This is a genomic window from Kribbella sp. NPDC048928 (assembly GCF_043197975.1).
Taxonomy (GTDB): domain Bacteria; phylum Actinomycetota; class Actinomycetes; order Propionibacteriales; family Kribbellaceae; genus Kribbella.
This window is the reverse complement of the sequence record NZ_JBICUC010000003.1, coordinates 606,225-622,316: the sequence shown is the minus strand read 5'-3', so window position 1 is coordinate 622,316 and position 16,092 is coordinate 606,225. Positions and strand designations below refer to the sequence as shown.

General features: G+C 70.5%; 14 protein-coding genes and 2 riboswitches. Of the genes, 3 read left to right on the top strand and 11 right to left on the bottom strand.

The window, feature by feature from the left end; all coding sequences use genetic code 11:
* The 6 genes from ACGFI6_RS16370 to ACGFI6_RS16345 form a co-directional block, all read right to left on the bottom strand.
* Entirely contained in the window at positions 1 to 2,256 is a 2,256-nt protein-coding gene (locus tag ACGFI6_RS16370) for a magnesium chelatase subunit D family protein (RefSeq protein WP_393119183.1), read from the bottom strand.
* Between the two features lie 93 nt (positions 2,257 to 2,349).
* Positions 2,350 to 2,431, bottom strand: a riboswitch (cobalamin riboswitch).
* 185 nt (positions 2,432 to 2,616) lie between these two features.
* Positions 2,617 to 3,384 (bottom strand): 5'/3'-nucleotidase SurE, encoded by a 768-nt coding sequence (gene surE / locus ACGFI6_RS16365; RefSeq protein ID WP_393119181.1) that lies wholly within the window; start codon positions 3,382 to 3,384, stop codon positions 2,617 to 2,619.
* Positions 3,385 to 3,396: 12 nt separating this feature from the next.
* Positions 3,397 to 7,095, bottom strand: coding sequence for a cobaltochelatase subunit CobN (gene cobN / locus ACGFI6_RS16360; RefSeq protein ID WP_393119179.1), 3,699 nt, complete (start codon positions 7,093 to 7,095; stop codon positions 3,397 to 3,399).
* A 33-nt stretch (positions 7,096 to 7,128) separates the two neighbouring features.
* Positions 7,129 to 7,255, bottom strand: a riboswitch (cobalamin riboswitch).
* The gene (locus ACGFI6_RS16355) at positions 7,244 to 8,212 is read right to left on the bottom strand and encodes a DUF3500 domain-containing protein (RefSeq protein WP_393119178.1); all 969 of its coding nucleotides are present in this window, start codon (positions 8,210 to 8,212) and stop codon (positions 7,244 to 7,246) included. It overlaps the preceding riboswitch by 12 nt.
* 24 nt (positions 8,213 to 8,236) lie before the next feature.
* Complete coding sequence (locus ACGFI6_RS16350; protein WP_393119176.1) at positions 8,237 to 8,929, bottom strand: phosphoglycerate mutase family protein; 693 nt, start codon at positions 8,927 to 8,929, stop codon at positions 8,237 to 8,239.
* Complete coding sequence (locus ACGFI6_RS16345; RefSeq protein ID WP_393119175.1) at positions 8,920 to 9,960, bottom strand: cobalamin biosynthesis protein; 1,041 nt, start codon at positions 9,958 to 9,960, stop codon at positions 8,920 to 8,922. Before ACGFI6_RS16345 ends, ACGFI6_RS16350 begins: the two co-directional genes overlap by 10 nt.
* A gap of 43 nt (positions 9,961 to 10,003) precedes the next feature.
* Here ACGFI6_RS16345 and ACGFI6_RS16340 point away from each other — a divergent pair, with 43 nt between their 5' ends.
* From ACGFI6_RS16340 to ACGFI6_RS16330, 3 genes are read left to right on the top strand one after another with little or no spacing between them, the layout of a single operon-like run.
* Complete coding sequence (locus tag ACGFI6_RS16340; protein WP_393119173.1) at positions 10,004 to 10,828, top strand: serine hydrolase; 825 nt, start codon at positions 10,004 to 10,006, stop codon at positions 10,826 to 10,828.
* Positions 10,825 to 11,889 (top strand): mandelate racemase/muconate lactonizing enzyme family protein, encoded by a 1,065-nt coding sequence (locus tag ACGFI6_RS16335; RefSeq protein WP_393119171.1) that lies wholly within the window; start codon positions 10,825 to 10,827, stop codon positions 11,887 to 11,889. Before ACGFI6_RS16340 ends, ACGFI6_RS16335 begins: the two co-directional genes overlap by 4 nt.
* Positions 11,886 to 12,752, top strand: a complete 867-nt coding sequence (locus ACGFI6_RS16330) for an NlpC/P60 family protein (protein ID WP_393119170.1) — start codon at positions 11,886 to 11,888, stop codon at positions 12,750 to 12,752. The genes ACGFI6_RS16335 and ACGFI6_RS16330 overlap by 4 nt, the downstream gene beginning before the upstream one ends.
* Here the strand turns inward: ACGFI6_RS16330 and ACGFI6_RS16325 are convergent.
* The 5 genes from ACGFI6_RS16325 to ACGFI6_RS16305 are packed head-to-tail and all read right to left on the bottom strand — an operon-like array spanning position 12,749 to position 16,031.
* The gene (locus ACGFI6_RS16325; protein WP_393119168.1) at positions 12,749 to 13,420 is read right to left on the bottom strand and encodes a hypothetical protein; all 672 of its coding nucleotides are present in this window, start codon (positions 13,418 to 13,420) and stop codon (positions 12,749 to 12,751) included. The two genes, ACGFI6_RS16330 and ACGFI6_RS16325, sit on opposite strands and share 4 nt — an antisense overlap.
* Positions 13,417 to 13,923 carry a VOC family protein gene (locus ACGFI6_RS16320; protein WP_393119166.1) on the bottom strand — a complete coding sequence of 169 codons (507 nt, stop codon included), beginning with the start codon at positions 13,921 to 13,923 and terminating at the stop codon, positions 13,417 to 13,419. The genes ACGFI6_RS16325 and ACGFI6_RS16320 overlap by 4 nt, the downstream gene beginning before the upstream one ends.
* Complete coding sequence (locus ACGFI6_RS16315) at positions 13,883 to 15,100, bottom strand: NAD(P)/FAD-dependent oxidoreductase (RefSeq protein ID WP_393119164.1); 1,218 nt, start codon at positions 15,098 to 15,100, stop codon at positions 13,883 to 13,885. The genes ACGFI6_RS16320 and ACGFI6_RS16315 overlap by 41 nt, the downstream gene beginning before the upstream one ends.
* A 5-nt stretch (positions 15,101 to 15,105) precedes the next feature.
* Positions 15,106 to 15,300: a ferredoxin gene (locus tag ACGFI6_RS16310; protein WP_393119161.1), complete on the bottom strand. Its 195-nt coding sequence runs from the start codon at positions 15,298 to 15,300 to the stop codon at positions 15,106 to 15,108.
* Positions 15,300 to 16,031, bottom strand: a complete 732-nt coding sequence (locus ACGFI6_RS16305) for a DUF2306 domain-containing protein (RefSeq protein ID WP_393119159.1) — start codon at positions 16,029 to 16,031, stop codon at positions 15,300 to 15,302. Before ACGFI6_RS16305 ends, ACGFI6_RS16310 begins: the two co-directional genes overlap by 1 nt.
* Positions 16,032 to 16,092 lie beyond the last annotated feature (61 nt).

Genomic DNA, 16,092 nt, shown 5'->3' with positions numbered 1-16,092 from the left:
TCAGGCCGCCTTCCGCTCGGTGACCGTCCGGATCAGGTTGCCGGCGGCAACGTCTCCGAGGTCGAGGTACTCCGCGCCGAGGTCGGCGGCGAGCTCCGCGGCCAGACCGAGGCGGACGCCGCGGCGCGGTTCGCAGTCGACCACGACGGTGGCGGTGCCGCGCTGGGCCAGCCGGCCGGCGGTCTGCCGGGCGCGGGCGAACGCCTGGTCGCCGTGCGTGGCGCGGCCGTCGGTGACGAGCACCAGGAGCGGACGCCGGCGCGGGTCGCGGATCGCGGCGATCCGCAGTACGTCGTCGGCCTGCAGGAGTCCTTCGGCGAGCGGCGTCCGGCCGCCGGTGGGGAGGGATTCCAGGCGACGTACGGCGGTCTCGACGCTGCCGGTCGGCGGGAGTGCGATCGTCGCGGACGAGCCGGCGAAGGTGACGAGTCCGACGGTGTCGCGGCGTTGGTACGCGTCGAGCAGGAGCGAGACGATCGCTGTCTTCACCGCGCCCATTCGCTTCTTCGTACCCATCGAACCGGACGCGTCGACGCAGAACAGCACGAGGTTGCCTTCGCGGCCTTCGCGGACCGCCATCCGTACGTCATCCGCACGCACCACCAGCCCAGGGCCGTTCCGCCCCCGCAGCTTCTGGTACGGCGCCGCGCTCCGAACCGTACCGAGCACATGCGGCCGCCCCGCCTCCCGCCCGACCCGGGCCCGCTCCCCCACAACCCGCCCCACCTCCGTCAAAGCCCGAGACCGCCGCCCCGCAACCCCAACCCCAGCCGCCCCCACCCGCAACAACCGAGCCTTGTAGGGCTCCGAACTCCCAACAACCTCCCCGTCCCGCTCGCCATCGCCCTCGCTCTCGGCACGCCCAGCCTCTCCTCCGCGCCGTGAGGCGCCTCCCGCACGCGGCCCGGCCTCGCCTTCACCCCGCCGGTCGTCCCCGCGGCCGCCGTCCCCGCGCTCGCCGTCAGCCCGCTCGCCGTCCCCGCGCTCGTCGTCGCCCCGCCACCCATCGCCTGCGCGCCGAGCGCAGTCCGCCGCACCGCCGGGCTCGCGGGCCCTGCCCGCCGCATCGGCGGCGTCTGCCCCACCGCTGCCCGGCTGGCCAGCGGGTCCGTCTGCTCCTCCGCCACCCGGCCCGTCCGGGTCGTTCGGGTCGTTTGGGTCGTTTGGGGTTGGGTCGTCGTCTGGGTTTTCGGGTGGGGTGCTGTTGTTGATGGCTTGTTCTAGTTGGTCGGCGTCCAGGCCCGGGGCGTCGAAGGGGTTGCGGCGTTTGCGGTGCGGGAGGGCCAGTTTGGCGGCAGCGCGGACGTCTTCGACCTCGACGACGGTGCGCCCTGACCAGGCGGCGTGGGCGACCGCCGTACGGGCCGTGACCAGGTCGGCGCGCATCCCGTCGACGTCGAACGCCGCGCAGATCTCCGCGATCTGCCGCAGCGCCGCGTCGGTCAGGATCACCTCGGACAGCAGGTCCTGCGCCTTCACGATCCGTTCGGCTAGCTCGCGCTGCGGCCCCTCGTACCGAGCGACGAACGCCACCGGATCCGCCTCGTACGCAAGCCGCGCGCGCATCACCTCGACCCGAACAGCAGGATCACGGCTCGCGACCACGTCGACGGTCAACCCGAACCGGTCGAGGAGCTGCGGCCGGAGCTCGCCCTCCTCCGGGTTCATCGTGCCGACGAGCACGAACCGCGCCGGATGCACCACCGACACCCCGTCACGCTCCACAGTCGCCCGCCCCATCGCGGCAGCATCGAGCAGTACGTCAACCAGATGATCGTGCAGCAGGTTGACCTCGTCGACGTACAGCAAGCCGCGATGCGCAGCAGCCAGCAACCCCGGCTCGTACGCCGTCACACCCTCCGCGAGCGCCTTCTCCAGGTGCAGAGACCCCAGCACCCGATCCTCGGTCGCCCCGACCGGCAACTCGACCAACCGCGCCGGCCTCGACACAGAGCCGACCGCACCGCCGCCGATCTCCGCACCGGACCCCACATGCGGTCCATCAGGACAGGTCGGATCAGGACGCCCCGGATCACACGAGAAGCGGCAGTCCGCGACCACGTCGACCGGCGGCAGGATCTCGGTCAGCGCGCGGACGGCAGTCGACTTCGCCGTCCCCTTCTCGCCGCGGATCAGTACGCCACCGATCGCCGGCGAGATCGCCGCCAGGATCAGGGCCAGCTGGAGGTCGTCCATCCCGACGACCGCGGTGAACGGAAAGCTGAACGGAAGACTGGTCGGCGTAGCAGCCCGCATCGGCGGTGGTCCCTTTCGTCGAGCGGGTGTCCACGCCCGCTACGGCACTGGTACGCAGGCCCGCGCGACCGCGGACCCACGGACGGCCGCAGATGTCCTGGCTTCCGGGAACCACTCCCCGGTCACAGTGGCGGGACCGCCCCGGACTCTCGGCCACAGCCGATCACCGGTGTTCCTCCACAACCGTCCGCCCGATCATGGCACACCCAACCCCACCAGCCAGCGACCAGCCTCACATCCCCTGCCCAGCCGCGATCTGCAATTGGACAGTACGTATATGCCCACTGAGCAGGCATTGCCTGGTGCGGCCCGCCTGCGGGGCCAGGCAGTGGGCGTATACGTACTGTCCAACTGCAGACGTCAGCGGGTGAGGCGTTTGGCGAGGGCGGTGGCGGCGGTGTCGTCGGGGACCTCGCGGATGCCGATGATGGGGGTGACTGTGACGAAGCCTTCGGCCAGGAGGGCCTCGTCGGTGCCGGGGACGGGTGGGATGCCGGGGCGCTCGACGATGACCATCGGCTCACCGGTCGGGGCCTGGGTGCCGACCAGGCGAGTACGTCGTGGCACCGCCAGCGACGCGTGCCGGACGCCGGCCAGCTGGTCCAGCGGGCGGTCGGGCACGTTCAGGCTGAGGACCGTACCGGCGGGCTCGTCCCGGATCCAGTCGAGCGCCTCCACAGCGACCGTCGCCGCGGTCGGCCAGTGCTGTGGGTCGTCGGCATCCATGCTGACGGCAACCGCCGACAGCCCCAGCTCCGCGGCGGTCAGTGCCGCCGCAACGGTGCCGGAGTGGAAGATCGAGATGCCGATGTTCAGCCCGCGGTTGATCCCGGACAGCACCAGGTCCGGCGGCGGGCCGAACGCGCCGACACAGGCCATCGTCACCGCGAGCGCGGGCGTCCCCTCGATGCCGGTGTACGTGACGCCGTGCTCCTCGTCGACGGCCGTCCGGACCGGCCGACCGACCATCCCGGCGCGGGCCGAGCCGACCCCGCTCTCGTCGAGCAGCGGCGCGACCACGCGGACCTCGTGCCCGAGCTCGGCGATCGCCGGTGCGAGGGCCCGAATCCCGGGCGCCAGATAACCGTCGTCGTTGGTGATCAGGACCCGGAGCATCGGTTGGGGCATGCGTCCACCCAATCAGCCGCGGTCCTCGATGTCACCCTCCGTCTCAAGGACTGCGTTCCGCAGTGTCTCCAGCGCCGCGTCGGACGGTTCCGCCCAGAGACCGCGCTGGGCGGCCTCGAGCAGCCGTTCCGCGATCCCGTGCCGCGCCCACGGGTTCGACGTGCGGAAGAACTCGGCCATCTCCGGGTCGGCGACGTATTCCTTGGTCAGCGACTCGTACATCCAGTCGTCCACGACGCCCGCGGTCGCGTCGTATCCGAACAGGTAGTCGACGGTCGCCGCCATCTCGAACGCGCCCTTGTACCCGTGCCGCCGCATCGCCGCCATCCACCGCGGGTTCACCACCCGGGCACGAAAGATTCGCTTCGCCTCTTCGTCCAGGGTCCGCGTCTTCACCTGCGCGGGCACGGCGGAGTCGCCGACGTACGCCTTCGGGTTCGCGCCCGTCAGGTGCCGCACCATCGCGATCATGCCGCCGTGGTACTGGAAGTAGTCGTCGGAGTCCATGATGTCGTGCTCGCGGGTGTCGGCGTTCTTCGCGGCCACCTGGATCCGGGCGTACGCGCGTTCCATCGACCCACGCGCCTCGGCCCCGTCGAGATCCTTGCCGTACGCATACCCGCCCCACACCGCGTACACCTCGGCGAGCTCCGCGTCGGTACGCCAGTTGCGCGCGTCGACGAGCGGCAGCAGCCCGGCGCCGTACGAGCCGGGCTTGGAGCCGAAGACCCGGGCCGTGGACCGCCGTACGTCGTTGCCGGCAGCAACGTCGGCGTCGACGTGGGCCTTCAGGTAGTTGCCGTCGGGCGACTCGTCGAGGGCGGCGACCGTCCGGACGGCCTCGTCGAGCAGCGCGACCACGTGCGGGAACGCGTCCCGGAAGAACCCGGAGATCCGGATCGTCACGTCGATCCGCGGCCGGCCGACCTCATCCAGGTCGACCACCTCGAAGCTCGTCACGCGGCGCGACGCCTCGTCCCAGACCGGGCGGCAGCCGAGCAGCCACAGCACCTCGGCCAGGTCGTCGCCCTGGGTACGCATCGCCGACGTGCCCCAGACGGTCAGGCCGACGGACCGCGGGTACTCGCCGGTCTCGGTCCGGTGCCGGGCGATCAGCGAGTCGGCGAGGGCGACGCCCACGTCCCAGGCGTTCCGGCTGGGGATCGCCTTCGGGTCGACGGCGTAGAAGTTCCGCCCGGTCGGCAGCACGTTGACGAGGCCGCGGGTCGGGGATCCGGACGGTCCGGCTTCCACGAACCGTCCGTCCAGGGCCCGGAGCACGTTCGCGAGCTCGTCGCCGGTACGTTCAAGACGCGGGACGACCTCGGTGGCGGCGAAGGTGAGCGACGCTGCGACCTCGTCGGAGTCGCGGCCGAGCACCTCGGCGATCACGACCGGAACCTTCGTCGCGTCCCAGCTCATCGTCTCCATCCCGACGACGAGCTTCCGCGCGACCGACTCCAGCAGATCGACCCCGTCCGCGGCGCTCACGGCCGGCAGATCGGCCAGCGTCGCGAGGTCCGCGAGCTCCGGCACGGCACGGCCCGGGTCCGCCAGCAGCGCGGCTTCGTCGACACCGAACGTGTTCCCGAGCGCCGCGCGCAGCCCGGAGATCGAGTACGAACCACCCCACAGTTGCCGCGCCCGCAGTACGGCGAGCACCAGATTCACCCGCGCCTCACCGATCGGCGCACCGCCGAGTATGTGCAGCCCGTCGCGGATCTGTACGTCCTTGATCTCGCACAGATACCCGTCCAGGTGCAGTACGAACTCGTCGAACTCGTCGTCCGACGGCTTGTCCGACGTGTGCAGGTCGTGGTGCAACTGCGCCGCCTGGATCAGCGTCCAGATCTGCGCGCGCAGCGTCGGCACCTTCTCCGGGTCCAGCGCGGAGACGGTCGCGTACTCGTCGAGCAGGTACTCCAGCTTCGCCATGTCGCCGTACGTCTCGGCGCGCGCCATCGGCGGCACCAGGTGGTCGACGACCGTCGCGTGCGCGCGCCGTTTGGCCTGCGTCCCCTCGCCCGGATCGTTCACGATGAACGGGTAGATCATCGGCAGGTTCCCGAGTACGGCGTCCGGTGCACAGTCGGCGGCCAGGCCGATCCCCTTGCCCGGCAGCCATTCCAGCGTCCCGTGCTTGCCGAGATGAACGACGGCCTGGGCGCCGAAGCCGCCCTCCTCGACGCTCGCCTCCAGCCACCGGTACGCCGCGAGGTAGTGGTGCGACGGCGCCAGGGCCGGATCGTGGTAGATCGCGACCGGGTTCTCACCGAAGCCCCGCGGCGGCTGGATCATCAGCACGACGTTCCCGAACCGCAGCGCCGCGAGCGCGATCGCCGGCTCGTCGCCGGAGGTGTCGACGTACAACGAGCCGGGCGCCTCGCCCCATGCCTCGATCATTGCCTCCTGCAACGATTCCGGCGTACGGGAGAACCAGGTGGCGTACGTGGAGAGCGGCACCTTGGCGACCGCGTTCTCGAGCTGCTCGTCGGTGAGCCAGTCGACGTCGTGCCCGCCGGCCGCGATCAGCTGGTGGATCAGCCCGTCACCCTCCAGCTCGTCCGGATCCAGGTCGCCGACGTCGTAGCCCGCGTCCTTCAGTTGCCCGAGCAGCACGACCGCCGACGCGGGCGTGTCGAGACCGACCGCGTTCCCGATCCGCGCGTGCTTCGTCGGGTACGAGGACAGCACCAGCGCGATCCGCTTCTCGGCGACCGGTACGTGGCGCAACCGTGCGTGCGCGACCGCGATCCCGGCGAGCCGCGCGCACCGTTCCGGGTCCGGCGCGTACCGGGCCAGCCCGTCGGCGTCGTACGACTTGAAGGAGAACGGCACCGAGATCAGCCGCCCGTCGAACTCCGGGATCGCGACCTGCGTCGCCGCGTCCAGCGGGCTGACGGCCGCATCGCTGTCCACCCACTGCTCGCGCGTCGAGGTCAGCGCGAGCCCCTGGATCAACGGGATGTCCAACGAGGCCAGCGCACCGGCGTCCCACGCGTCGTCCGCACCGCCGGCGCTCGCGTTCGCCGCAACGGATCCGCCCGCGGCGAGCAGGGTCGTCACCAGCACGTCGCACTTGCGGAGCAGCTCGAACAGCCCCGCATTGTCGGGTGAGGTCGGGTCGAGCCCGCGGAGCGTCCCGCAGTACACCGGCAACGGCTGCGCACCAGCGTCGGCAACGGCGGCAGCCAGTACGTCGACGAAGGCAGTGTTCCCGGAGATCTCGTGGGCGCGGTAGTAGACGATCCCGACCACCGGCCGTTCGTCCTCGACGAACTCGCCACGGACGCCGTACGCCGGCAGCGCACGCGGCGGCTCGAACTCGTCGCCGGTGAGCAGCAGCGTGTCGCGCAGGAACCCGGCCAGGTTGCGCAGGTTGTCCGCTCCACCCTCGCGGAGATACGCGAGGGCCTCGGTCACCGCGCCAGCAGGAACGGTCGACAGCGACATCAGCTCGGCGTCCGGCGCCGCCTCACCGCTGACGACCACGGCCGGCTTGCCCGAGGCGAGGACCGCGTCGAGGCCTTCCTCCCAGGCTCGCTTGCCGCCGAGCAGGCGGACGACGACCACATCCGCGTCGTCGAGCAGCGGACCGAGCTCGGCGACGTCCAGCCGCGCCGGGTTCGCCACCTTCCACCCGGCAGCGGCCTGTGCGGCAGCCAGCAGGTCCGTGTCGGCGGTGGACAGCAACAGCAGCTTCGCAGGCATACGCACGCGTTCCTTCCCGGGGTATCCACGCCCCAGCTACAGGTACGACGGCGGCAGTTCCTGACTCCCCCTCGCGGGGTCACAGTGGCGGGACCGTCCCGGATTCACACCGGGTTCCTGCGAATGCCGTCGATTGACGTCGCTGACTCTATCGGTGCATTGCGTAGTGCGCCGCGAGCAGGTCCGTACCCCAGTCGTTGCGCAGGTCACGCCAGACCGAGTGGATGTGGTTCGCGTTGTCCTGGGTGTTGTCGTACTCCGCAAGGAACGTCGGGCCGGCCACGGAGTAGTAGTGGCGGTGCCCGACACCCGGCTGGGTCTCACCGGCCCAGGCGAACGTCAGCTGCTCAATGCCCTGAGCGGTGATGTCCTGCCAGGTCTGCAGACCGATCGGACCGGCCGCACGTCCGACGTACTGGCCGATGAGGAGGCTCAGGATCTGACGCTGGTCCTCGTTCATGTCGCCGTACGGCAGGCCGCGGTGCAGGAGCGACGCGTCGGCGACCGGGTCGTGGCGGGTCAGGAGGTCGTCGGGGGCGTCCTGCGAGACGTGTGCGACCTCGAGCTGTCCGGGCTCCAGCGCATGCAGCAGCTGGAAGCCCAGGTCCTGCTCAGCGGCCAGGAACCGGCGGCCGGTCTCGGGGCCGGTCAGTACTTCGGCCGGGTTCGACCCGATGAACTGCGGTGTGAACGCAATCGCCCCGTCCACGACCATCACATGCAGCGCCAGGTGGTGACCGTTCAGCCGCCAGGCCCACGGCCCGGTACCGGACGGGTCGCCGAGCACGCGCAGGAAGAACCGCTCGCCGAGGACGGAGCCCTCCCAGTGCCCCGACTCCGGCAGCGCGGGGATGCCGCGCAGGATGACCTCCGCGTCCAGCACCGCCCACGAGTCGGCCGCGCCGCGCTCGCTGCAGCCGAGCTCGACGATCCGTTTCGCCAGCAACTGCTGCGCCGGTGTCAGCTCCGACAGCTGCAGCCCGGGCCGGTCCCCCGGCAGGTACGTCCACTCCTTGTGGTCCGGGGTGTCGAACGGCGCCCTGATCTTGGCGAGCTGTGCGGGCGACAGGCTCGCCAGCAGGTCCAGTACGGCGTCCCGCGTCTGCTCTACAACCATGCCGATCGCTCCCGTTCCGTCGTCTCACCCATTGCTACCCAACCAAGCCTGACGCTCTTGGTCCGTCGGTTCGTAGGCTGTCCACTGCTCGAACGGCCGGTCCAGCTTGTACCGGAAATCCGGTTGCCGCAGCAGGACGCGTGTTTCCGCGTTCCCCGGGTTCCGCAGCGACTCGAAGAACCGTACCGACCAGTGGAACCAGCGCATGCAGAACAGCCGCATCGTGAGCCCGTGCGACACCAGCAGCACGTTCCGCGGCGCGTCCGGGCTCTCGAAGTCGCGGTGCATCGTCTCCAGGAACGTCGACACCCGGTCGTACACGTCCGAACCCGACTCACCGTGGGTGAACCGGTAGTAGAAGTGCCCGAACGAGTCCCGCAGCTTCTCCTGCCGCTCGATGTCTTCGGTGACCTGCAGATTGGCCCAGTCCTGTTCGCGCAGCCGCGGCTCCTCGCGCGGCAACTGGAGAAGGTCGTCCAGCCCGAGCGAGTCGAGCGTCTGCCGGGCCCGCAGGTACGGCGACACGTACACGCGGACCGGCTCGTTCTCGAACAGCTCCCGCAGCCCCCGTCCGGCCTTGGCAGCCTGCTGGTGCCCCAGGGCGGTCAGCGGCACCGCGTGGTCCGGGATGCGTTCGTAGATCGTCTTGTCCAGATTCGCCTCGGACTCCCCGTGCCGGATCATCGCGATCCGCAACGGCCGATGACTCAACCCCATCGCTTCCCCTTCCCCAGTCCGACCGCTTGAGTCCGACGATTCGAGGCCCGGGACCCACGGATTCTCGGACGCAACGAGATGATGGTGGCGAGGGCGGCCACCGCGACGCCGACGCACCGGGCGAGTTCGGCCGTACGGCGGACGTCGGGGACTGTTGGCGCCGGGCCGTCGCCCAGGGTGCCGCGATCCTCGACGTAGCTGCCGTAGTCGTTGGTCCCGCCCAGCGTCACGCCGAGCGCACCCGCGAACGCTGCCTCGACCGGGCCGGCGTTCGGGCTCGGATGCTTCCGCGCGTCGCGCTGCCAGACCGCGACGGTCTCCGCCGGCCGCCCCGACACGAGCGCCGTCAGCACTGCGCACACCCGCGCCGGCAGCAGATTCAGTACGTCGTCCAGTCGCGCTGACGCCCATCCGAAGTTCCGGTACTTGGGCGACCGGTAGCCGACCATGGCATCCAGCGTGTTCGCCGCCCGGTACGCAAGCAGCCCGGGGATACCGAACGCTCCGCCCCACACCAGCGGCGCGACGCACGCGTCCGAGGTGTTCTCGGCGAGGGACTCGACCGTCGCCCTGGCCAGCTCGTCGGACTCCAGCGCGGTCGCGTCGCGGGCGCACAGGTGGCTCAACCGATCGCGGGCGGCGGGGATGTCCTTCTCTTCCAGCAGGGTGGCCATGGTCTGCGCCTCACGCTCCAGGCTGCGGGCGCCGAGGACCGCCCACGTAGCGGTCGCGGTTGCGGCGACGTACAGGACTGGATGCTTGCGGGTGAGTCGCTCGATCGCGACGCCGAGGACTGCTGAGGTGCCGACCAGGGTCGCCGTGTAGCTGACGCCGGCTGGGCGCGAGTCGGCGTACAAGTGCTTCTCCAGGCTGGCTGCTGCCTGGCCGAAGCCGGCGACCGGGTGCAGACGGCGCGGATCGCCCAGGACGCGGTCGGCGGCGAAGCCGAGGAGGATGCCGAGAGCCCTGCCGACCGGAGGCTGGATCAGGGCCTCGAGTGGATCCTGTCGCCTACCGGTTGCACGGGACACCCTCGGCAGTCTGCCAGGTCCGCCGTTGTGATTGGGTGACCGCATGGGAATCGCGGAGCTGCTCCAGCGGGTGGACGGGAGCGGGGAGTTCGGGGTCTGGCTGGGCCGGCTGGACGGCGTACCGGTGTTCGTGCACGAGGCGGAGCGGACGCACTACTCCGCGAGCACGATGAAGCTGCCGGTCGCGATGGCGATGATGCGCAAGGTCGAGGCCGGTGAGCTGGCGCTGGACCGGCCGGTGACGGTGCACAACGACTTCGAGTCCGCGGCCGGCGGCCGGTTCGGCGTGGACCCGGACGAAGACGAGGCGCCTGCGACCTGGACGAAGCTCGGCACCCAGGTGCCGCTCGGCTGGCTGGCGACCGAGATGATCACCCGCTCCAGCAACCTCGCGACCGACCTCGTGCTCGAACAGGTCGGGATCCCCGCAGCGCATGCGGCGCTGACCGAGGCGACCCTGCCCGGCTCCCCCGCCGAATCGCGGATCCAGCGCGGCATCGACGACATGCCCGCCGCACGGTCCGGGATCAGCAACCTGATGAGCCCGGCCGGGATGGCCGGCGTCCTCGTTGCGGTGGGCAACCAGGAAGGTGCCTCCGGCGACTACCTGCGCGACCTGCTGGCAGGCAACCAGTGGAACGGCGAGATCCCCGCACAGCTGCCGGCCGGGACCAGGGTCGAGCACAAGAACGGCTGGGACACCCGGATCCGGCACGACGGCGGCATCGTCCGTCCCACCGACGCGGACCCGTTCGTACTGGTCGCATGCACGACGTCCGAGCTGCCGGACGCGGAGGCGCAAGAGCTGATCGCCTCGATCGCGTTGGAGGCCTGGAACCACCGCCACGACCTGGGGTCCGTGCGGTGAAGCTCAGAACGCATTTGGTGTCGGCCCCGCTGCACACGCCGTTCATCACCGCTTTGCGTACGGCGACGCACGCCGAGTCGCTGCTCGTCGAGCTGACCGACGGCGAGCTCAGCGGCTGGGGCGAGGCACCGCAGGTCTGGAAGGTGACCGGTGACTCGCTCGCCGGTTCGCAGGCGTGCATCGAGGGACCGATCAGCACCGCACTCGAGGGGCTCGGCCCGGACGACCTGACCGAGGCGTTGCGCCGCGTCCAGTCCGCGGCGGTCGGCAACTTCGCGGCCAAGGACGCGGTTGACGTCGCGCTGCACGACCTCGCGGCCCGGCGCCGTGGGCAGACGCTGCACGCGTTCCTCGGCTCGACGGTCGACGTGGTGCAGACCGACATGACGTTGTCGGTCGGCGACGCGGACGCGCTGGCCGAGGCCGGCACGGCGCGGATTGCGGACGGCTTCGACGTACTGAAGATCAAGGTCGGCACCGACGCCGCCGGCGACGTCGAGCGGGTCCGCCGGGTGCGGTCGGCGATCGGCCCGGAGCCGCGGCTCCGGCTGGACGCCAACCAGGGCTGGACCCGCCGCGACGCGGTCACCGTGATCCGCGCGCTCGAGGACTCCGGCTGTGCGATCGAGTTCGTCGAGCAGCCGGTCGCCGCCGCCGACCTGGACGGCATGGCGTGGGTGACCGACCGGGTCAGTACGCCGATCCTCGCCGACGAGTCGGTGTTCAGCGTCCGCGACCTCGTGAACGTGATCCGGTCCGGCGCAGCCGATCTGGTGAACGTGAAGCTCGCCAAGTGCGGCGGCCTGGCGACGGCGCGCACACTCCTCGAGCTGGCCCGCGAGCACGGCCTCGGCGCGATCGTCGGCTGCATGATGGAGGGCCACGTCGGCGTCGGCGCGGCGGCCGCCTTGGTCGCGGCGTACCCGACGACGGCGGTGAACGATCTCGACGCCGCCTGGTGGCTGCGGGAGCCCGCGGTCACCGGCGGCATCCGGTACGAGGGCTCGAAGATCCACCTGCCTTCTGCTCCGGGGCTGGGCGTGACAGGCTTGAGCTCATGAGGTTAGCCGCCACCAAGGTCCCGGTCAGCACTGTCTGGACGTCTCCGGACGCGCCGCGTGACATCGACGCGCCCGCGACCGCCGCACAACCCGACGTAGCCGGCTGGGCGAAGTCGATGGACACCGAGACCCGGCTCGGCCTGCACGGCCGGACCCTGACCCAACTGCTGTTCGCCGAGCCGGTGCTGGTGCGCTCCGAACGCGACGGCTGGGCCGAGATCGCCGCGCCCTGGCAGCCGTCGTCCCAGGACGAGCTCGGGTATCCGGGCTGGATCCCGTCGAGCCATCTGGGCGAGCTGCCGCAGAGCGCGGCCGACCCGGTCGCGATCGCGGTACCGTCAGCCACACTGCTGGCCGAGCCCGGTGGCCGCCCGGTGGCGGAGCTGTCGTTCGGCACCGTGCTGGCGTCCGACGAGCGTGCTGACGGTCACACGCGGGTGGCGACTCCGGATGGCGGGTCGGGCTGGCTGCAGGACGCCGCGCTGCGGCTCGCCTCGGAGCCGGCCGCGGTCGAGGAGCGTCTGCGTCTGGGCGAGCAGTTCCTGGGGCTCGAGTACCTGTGGGGCGGTACGTCGGCGTACGGGCTGGACTGCTCTGGGCTGATCCATGCCGTCGCGCGGGTGCTCGGGCTGCGGACGCCGCGGGACGCGCACGACCAGGCCGACACCCTGCCGAACATCCCGATCGACGACGTCAGTCCCGGCGACCTGTACTTCTTCGGGCGCGCCGGGAAGCCGGTGCACCACGTCGGGTTCGTGTCCGCGGCCGGCATGCTGCACGCGTCGGAGACCGGTAAACGCCTCGAAAACGGACCGCTGACCGACGACCGCCGCGCCACGCTGGTGACGGCCGCGCGCTTCTAGACCGCTGCTTGCTGGGCGTGTCGCCGTACCCGGCGCGCCAGGAGCATCAGCAGCACGATCTCCAGCACGATGGTGATCGCGCCCGCGACAACCGAAACGGGTGCAGCAGGCGCCATGAACGCGGTGTGCGAAACCAGGATTCCTCCGGCCATCCAGAGCTGATGCTCCGGACCCCACTCCACAGAACCGCTCCACCGCACCGTAGTGCGATCACGGTGAGTGCCGCGATGGCGATCAGGAATGCTGCGATCCATGGTGTTGGTGCGTGGTAGCCGGGGTCTTGGGGTGGCTGCGATTGTGAAGCGGAGGCCGACGACGCCCAGTACTGCCAGGATGCCGAAGGCGATGAGGCCGCCGCGGCGCAGGAACGGGCCGGCGCGGTGGTCGGGGAAGATCAGGCCGATCAGCATGATCGGCAGGAGCACGCTGAACACCACGTGCACCCCGAGCAGCACCAGACTCGGCCAGCCGCCACCGACCCGGACCACCGCCTCGCGGATCAGGAGCACACCCGCGCCGTACATCACCAGCAACAACGGCAGCAGCACCCACGTGACCGGCACCGCGACCGCGGTGAACGACAGCTCGGCGCCGCACACCGCCAGCAGTACGAGCGTCCAGGCGGCACGCAACCGACCGCGGTCCGGTGCGGCACTGTTCGAATTCATTGTGTCTGCCACCTCCGTTCGGGACCCGGGCGATCCAGGGCGCGACCGACGGAGGCGCGGGCGCCGGCGTCGATCAGGCCTTGGATGCTGATCTTGTTCATCAGGTGGAGGGCGGAGAGGATGCGTTCGGCGACGTCCGGTTCGGCGTCGGCCAGGATCGTGTGCAGCGTGCGCGGGACGATCTGCCAGGTCACCCCGTACCGGTCGGTCAGCGAGCCACCGGGGCCTTCTTTGCCACCGGCAACGAGTCCGGCCCAGGCGGTGTCGATGTCCTGCTGGGTGTCACATTCGACGTACAACGAGATCGCCGGAGTGAAGTCACGACGGAGGCCGCCGTTGTAGGCGACCATCCGCTGCCCGGCGACCTCGAAGGTGACCGTCGTGACCCGCCCGTCCGCACCGCGTTGCCGGTGCAGGACCCTCGAGGCGGGAAACACCTTCGTGTAGCGCTCGACGGCCTCCTCAGCCTGGCTGTCGAACCACAAGAACGTCTTCAGCCGCATGCGCGGTGTCCCTTCGCAGGGTGTCTCGGTCGACGACCAGTTGGCGGAGCTCACGCAGTCGTCGCGGTGGGCAGTTCCAGCCGAGTACGCCGACCACCGTCCCGTTCTCGACGTAGGCGGTCGCGAACGTGCGGTCGGCGACCGCGCCGTACACCACGGTCGTCTCGGCGCCGGTCGAAAAGATCCCGTACGCCTGCAGGCGGGCGTCGTACTGATGGCTCCAGAAGTACGGGACGGAGGCGAACGGCCGGTCCGCGCCGAGCAGGTTCGCGGCCGCGGCCGCCCCTTGCTCGGTCGCGTTGAGCCGGTGCTCGACCCGCATCTGCCTGTCGAACAAGGGGTTGTACCAGGAGGCGACATCGCCCGCGGCATAGATCCCGGGTGCTGCACGGCAGCCGGCATCGCACTCGACGCCGTCGCCGATCCGCAGACCGGAGTCTGCGAGCCAGGTCGTCGCCGGCGTCGCACCGACAGCCACAACGACCACGTCCGCGTTGATCACTCGGTGGTCGGACAGCTCGACGCCGGTTACCCGACGGCCGGCCGAGATGAACCGCAGTACGCCGGTGTTCATCAGCAGCCGTACGCCGTGGTCGCTGTGCGTCTGCGCAACCAACTCGCCGACCTGCGCGCCGAACTGACGCTCCAGCGGCGAGGACTGGCGGCCCACCAGCGTGACGTCGAGGTTCAGGTCGCGGGAGGCCGCGGCAACCTCGGTACCGAGAAAACCGGTGCCGACGACAACCACCTTCTGCCCGGCCTGCAACGCCGCACGCAAGGCGAGCGCGTCGTCGAGGCTCCGGATGGAACAGACGCCGGCCACGTCGTCGCCGGACAACCGCCACGGCCGGACGCCGGTCGCGATCACCAGCCCGTCGAACGTCAGGCCCCCGCCGTCGAGGACGAGCTCGCGCCGGGCCACGTCCAGCCCGATCGCGGTCTCCCCCAGCCGGAGCTCGGCGTCCAGCCGGCCGATCGCCGCCTCGTCGCGGAGCTGCAAGCGCTCCGGCTGCCACTGCCCGGAGAGGATCTGTTTCGACAGCGGCGGCCTGTCGTACGGCAGCCGCCGCTCCTCCCCGACCAGCGTGAGCCGCCCGTCGTACCCCTTGGCACGCAATGCTTCGGCTGCGGACAGACCCGCGGCCGAAGCACCCACGATCACGACCTGACCGAGCACGGTGCTCAGCCTTCGACCGTGATCGCCAGCGCCGGGCAACCGGCCGCCGCGTCCTCGACGTCGGGCATCCGGTCGTCGGCCGGGTTGCCGTCGAGCACGGTCGCGATGCCGTCCTCGGGGCGCTGGTCGAACACGTCGTCGGCGATCAGTACGCACTGACCGGACGCCATGCACCTGTCCTGGTCCACGAAGACCTTCATCAGTTCGCTCCTCGGTTGGCGCGGGCAGGGGTGGGCTTGCGGCGTTCGAGCAGATAGTCGGTCAGTACGAGCAGCAGCAGCGGGCTGATCCAGACGCCGATGCTCGCGGCGGTGAAGTGCATCATTCGCTCGTCGCCGCCGAAGGTGGTGTCCACGCGCGGCGTCAGGATGATCGTGGCCGCGATGTTGAACACCCGGCTCAGTGCGATCGACATCGCCAGCGCGAAGCTGCGCGACATCCAGCGGCGGTGCGCGTCGAAACGCTTCTGCCGGGCCGCACGGAAGGCGGCGTAGGTGAAGATCAGCCAGAGCGCCGATCCGACCAGGTTCGCGACCCGCACCGACGGGCCGGCGTCGGTGTACCAGCCGATGTAGAACCCGAGCAGGCCGGCGGGAAGCACTCCGGCGAAGACGTAGATGCGGCCGGTGATGCGGTGGCCGCGCCGGTACCGGGCGCGGAACGCGGGCCAGATCTGGAAACAGCCGGTCGTCATGGCGATGGTGCCGAACATGACGTGCGCGGTCAGCAGCCAGAAGTAGACGGGGTTGCCCTCGGGGATCGGCAGCCGGGAGTTCTCCGGGTTGCCGGTCACGTAGGGCGGGACGGAGAAGGCCAGGAAGGCTGCGCACACAAACATCAGCGGGGCGATCCAGGGGCGGCGCCACCAGACCGGCCGCTGCCGCGGCGCAGTACTGCCTGTACTGCTTGGTGGGTTCAGGGTCGTTGTCATGACTGTCCGTTCGTATGGAGTCGGGCAGTAACTATGTATAGCATACGTTTTACGTACGACG

Bases quoted from the DNA above. Each gene is read 5' to 3' on its own strand.
- ACGFI6_RS16370 (WP_393119183.1), bottom strand. From the start codon at position 2,256: ATGCGGGCTGCTACGCCGACCAGTCTTCCGTTCAGCTTTCCGTTCACC.
- surE (WP_393119181.1), bottom strand. From the start codon at position 3,384: ATGCCCCAACCGATGCTCCGGGTCCTGATCACCAACGACGACGGTTAT.
- cobN (WP_393119179.1), bottom strand. From the start codon at position 7,095: ATGCCTGCGAAGCTGCTGTTGCTGTCCACCGCCGACACGGACCTGCTG.
- ACGFI6_RS16355 (WP_393119178.1), bottom strand. From the start codon at position 8,212: ATGGTTGTAGAGCAGACGCGGGACGCCGTACTGGACCTGCTGGCGAGC.
- ACGFI6_RS16350 (WP_393119176.1), bottom strand. From the start codon at position 8,929: ATGGGGTTGAGTCATCGGCCGTTGCGGATCGCGATGATCCGGCACGGG.
- ACGFI6_RS16340 (WP_393119173.1), top strand. From the start codon at position 10,004: ATGGGAATCGCGGAGCTGCTCCAGCGGGTGGACGGGAGCGGGGAGTTC.
- ACGFI6_RS16330 (WP_393119170.1), top strand. From the start codon at position 11,886: ATGAGGTTAGCCGCCACCAAGGTCCCGGTCAGCACTGTCTGGACGTCT.
- ACGFI6_RS16325 (WP_393119168.1), bottom strand. From the start codon at position 13,420: ATGAATTCGAACAGTGCCGCACCGGACCGCGGTCGGTTGCGTGCCGCC.
- ACGFI6_RS16320 (WP_393119166.1), bottom strand. From the start codon at position 13,923: ATGCGGCTGAAGACGTTCTTGTGGTTCGACAGCCAGGCTGAGGAGGCC.
- ACGFI6_RS16310 (WP_393119161.1), bottom strand. From the start codon at position 15,300: ATGAAGGTCTTCGTGGACCAGGACAGGTGCATGGCGTCCGGTCAGTGC.
- ACGFI6_RS16305 (WP_393119159.1), bottom strand. From the start codon at position 16,031: ATGACAACGACCCTGAACCCACCAAGCAGTACAGGCAGTACTGCGCCG.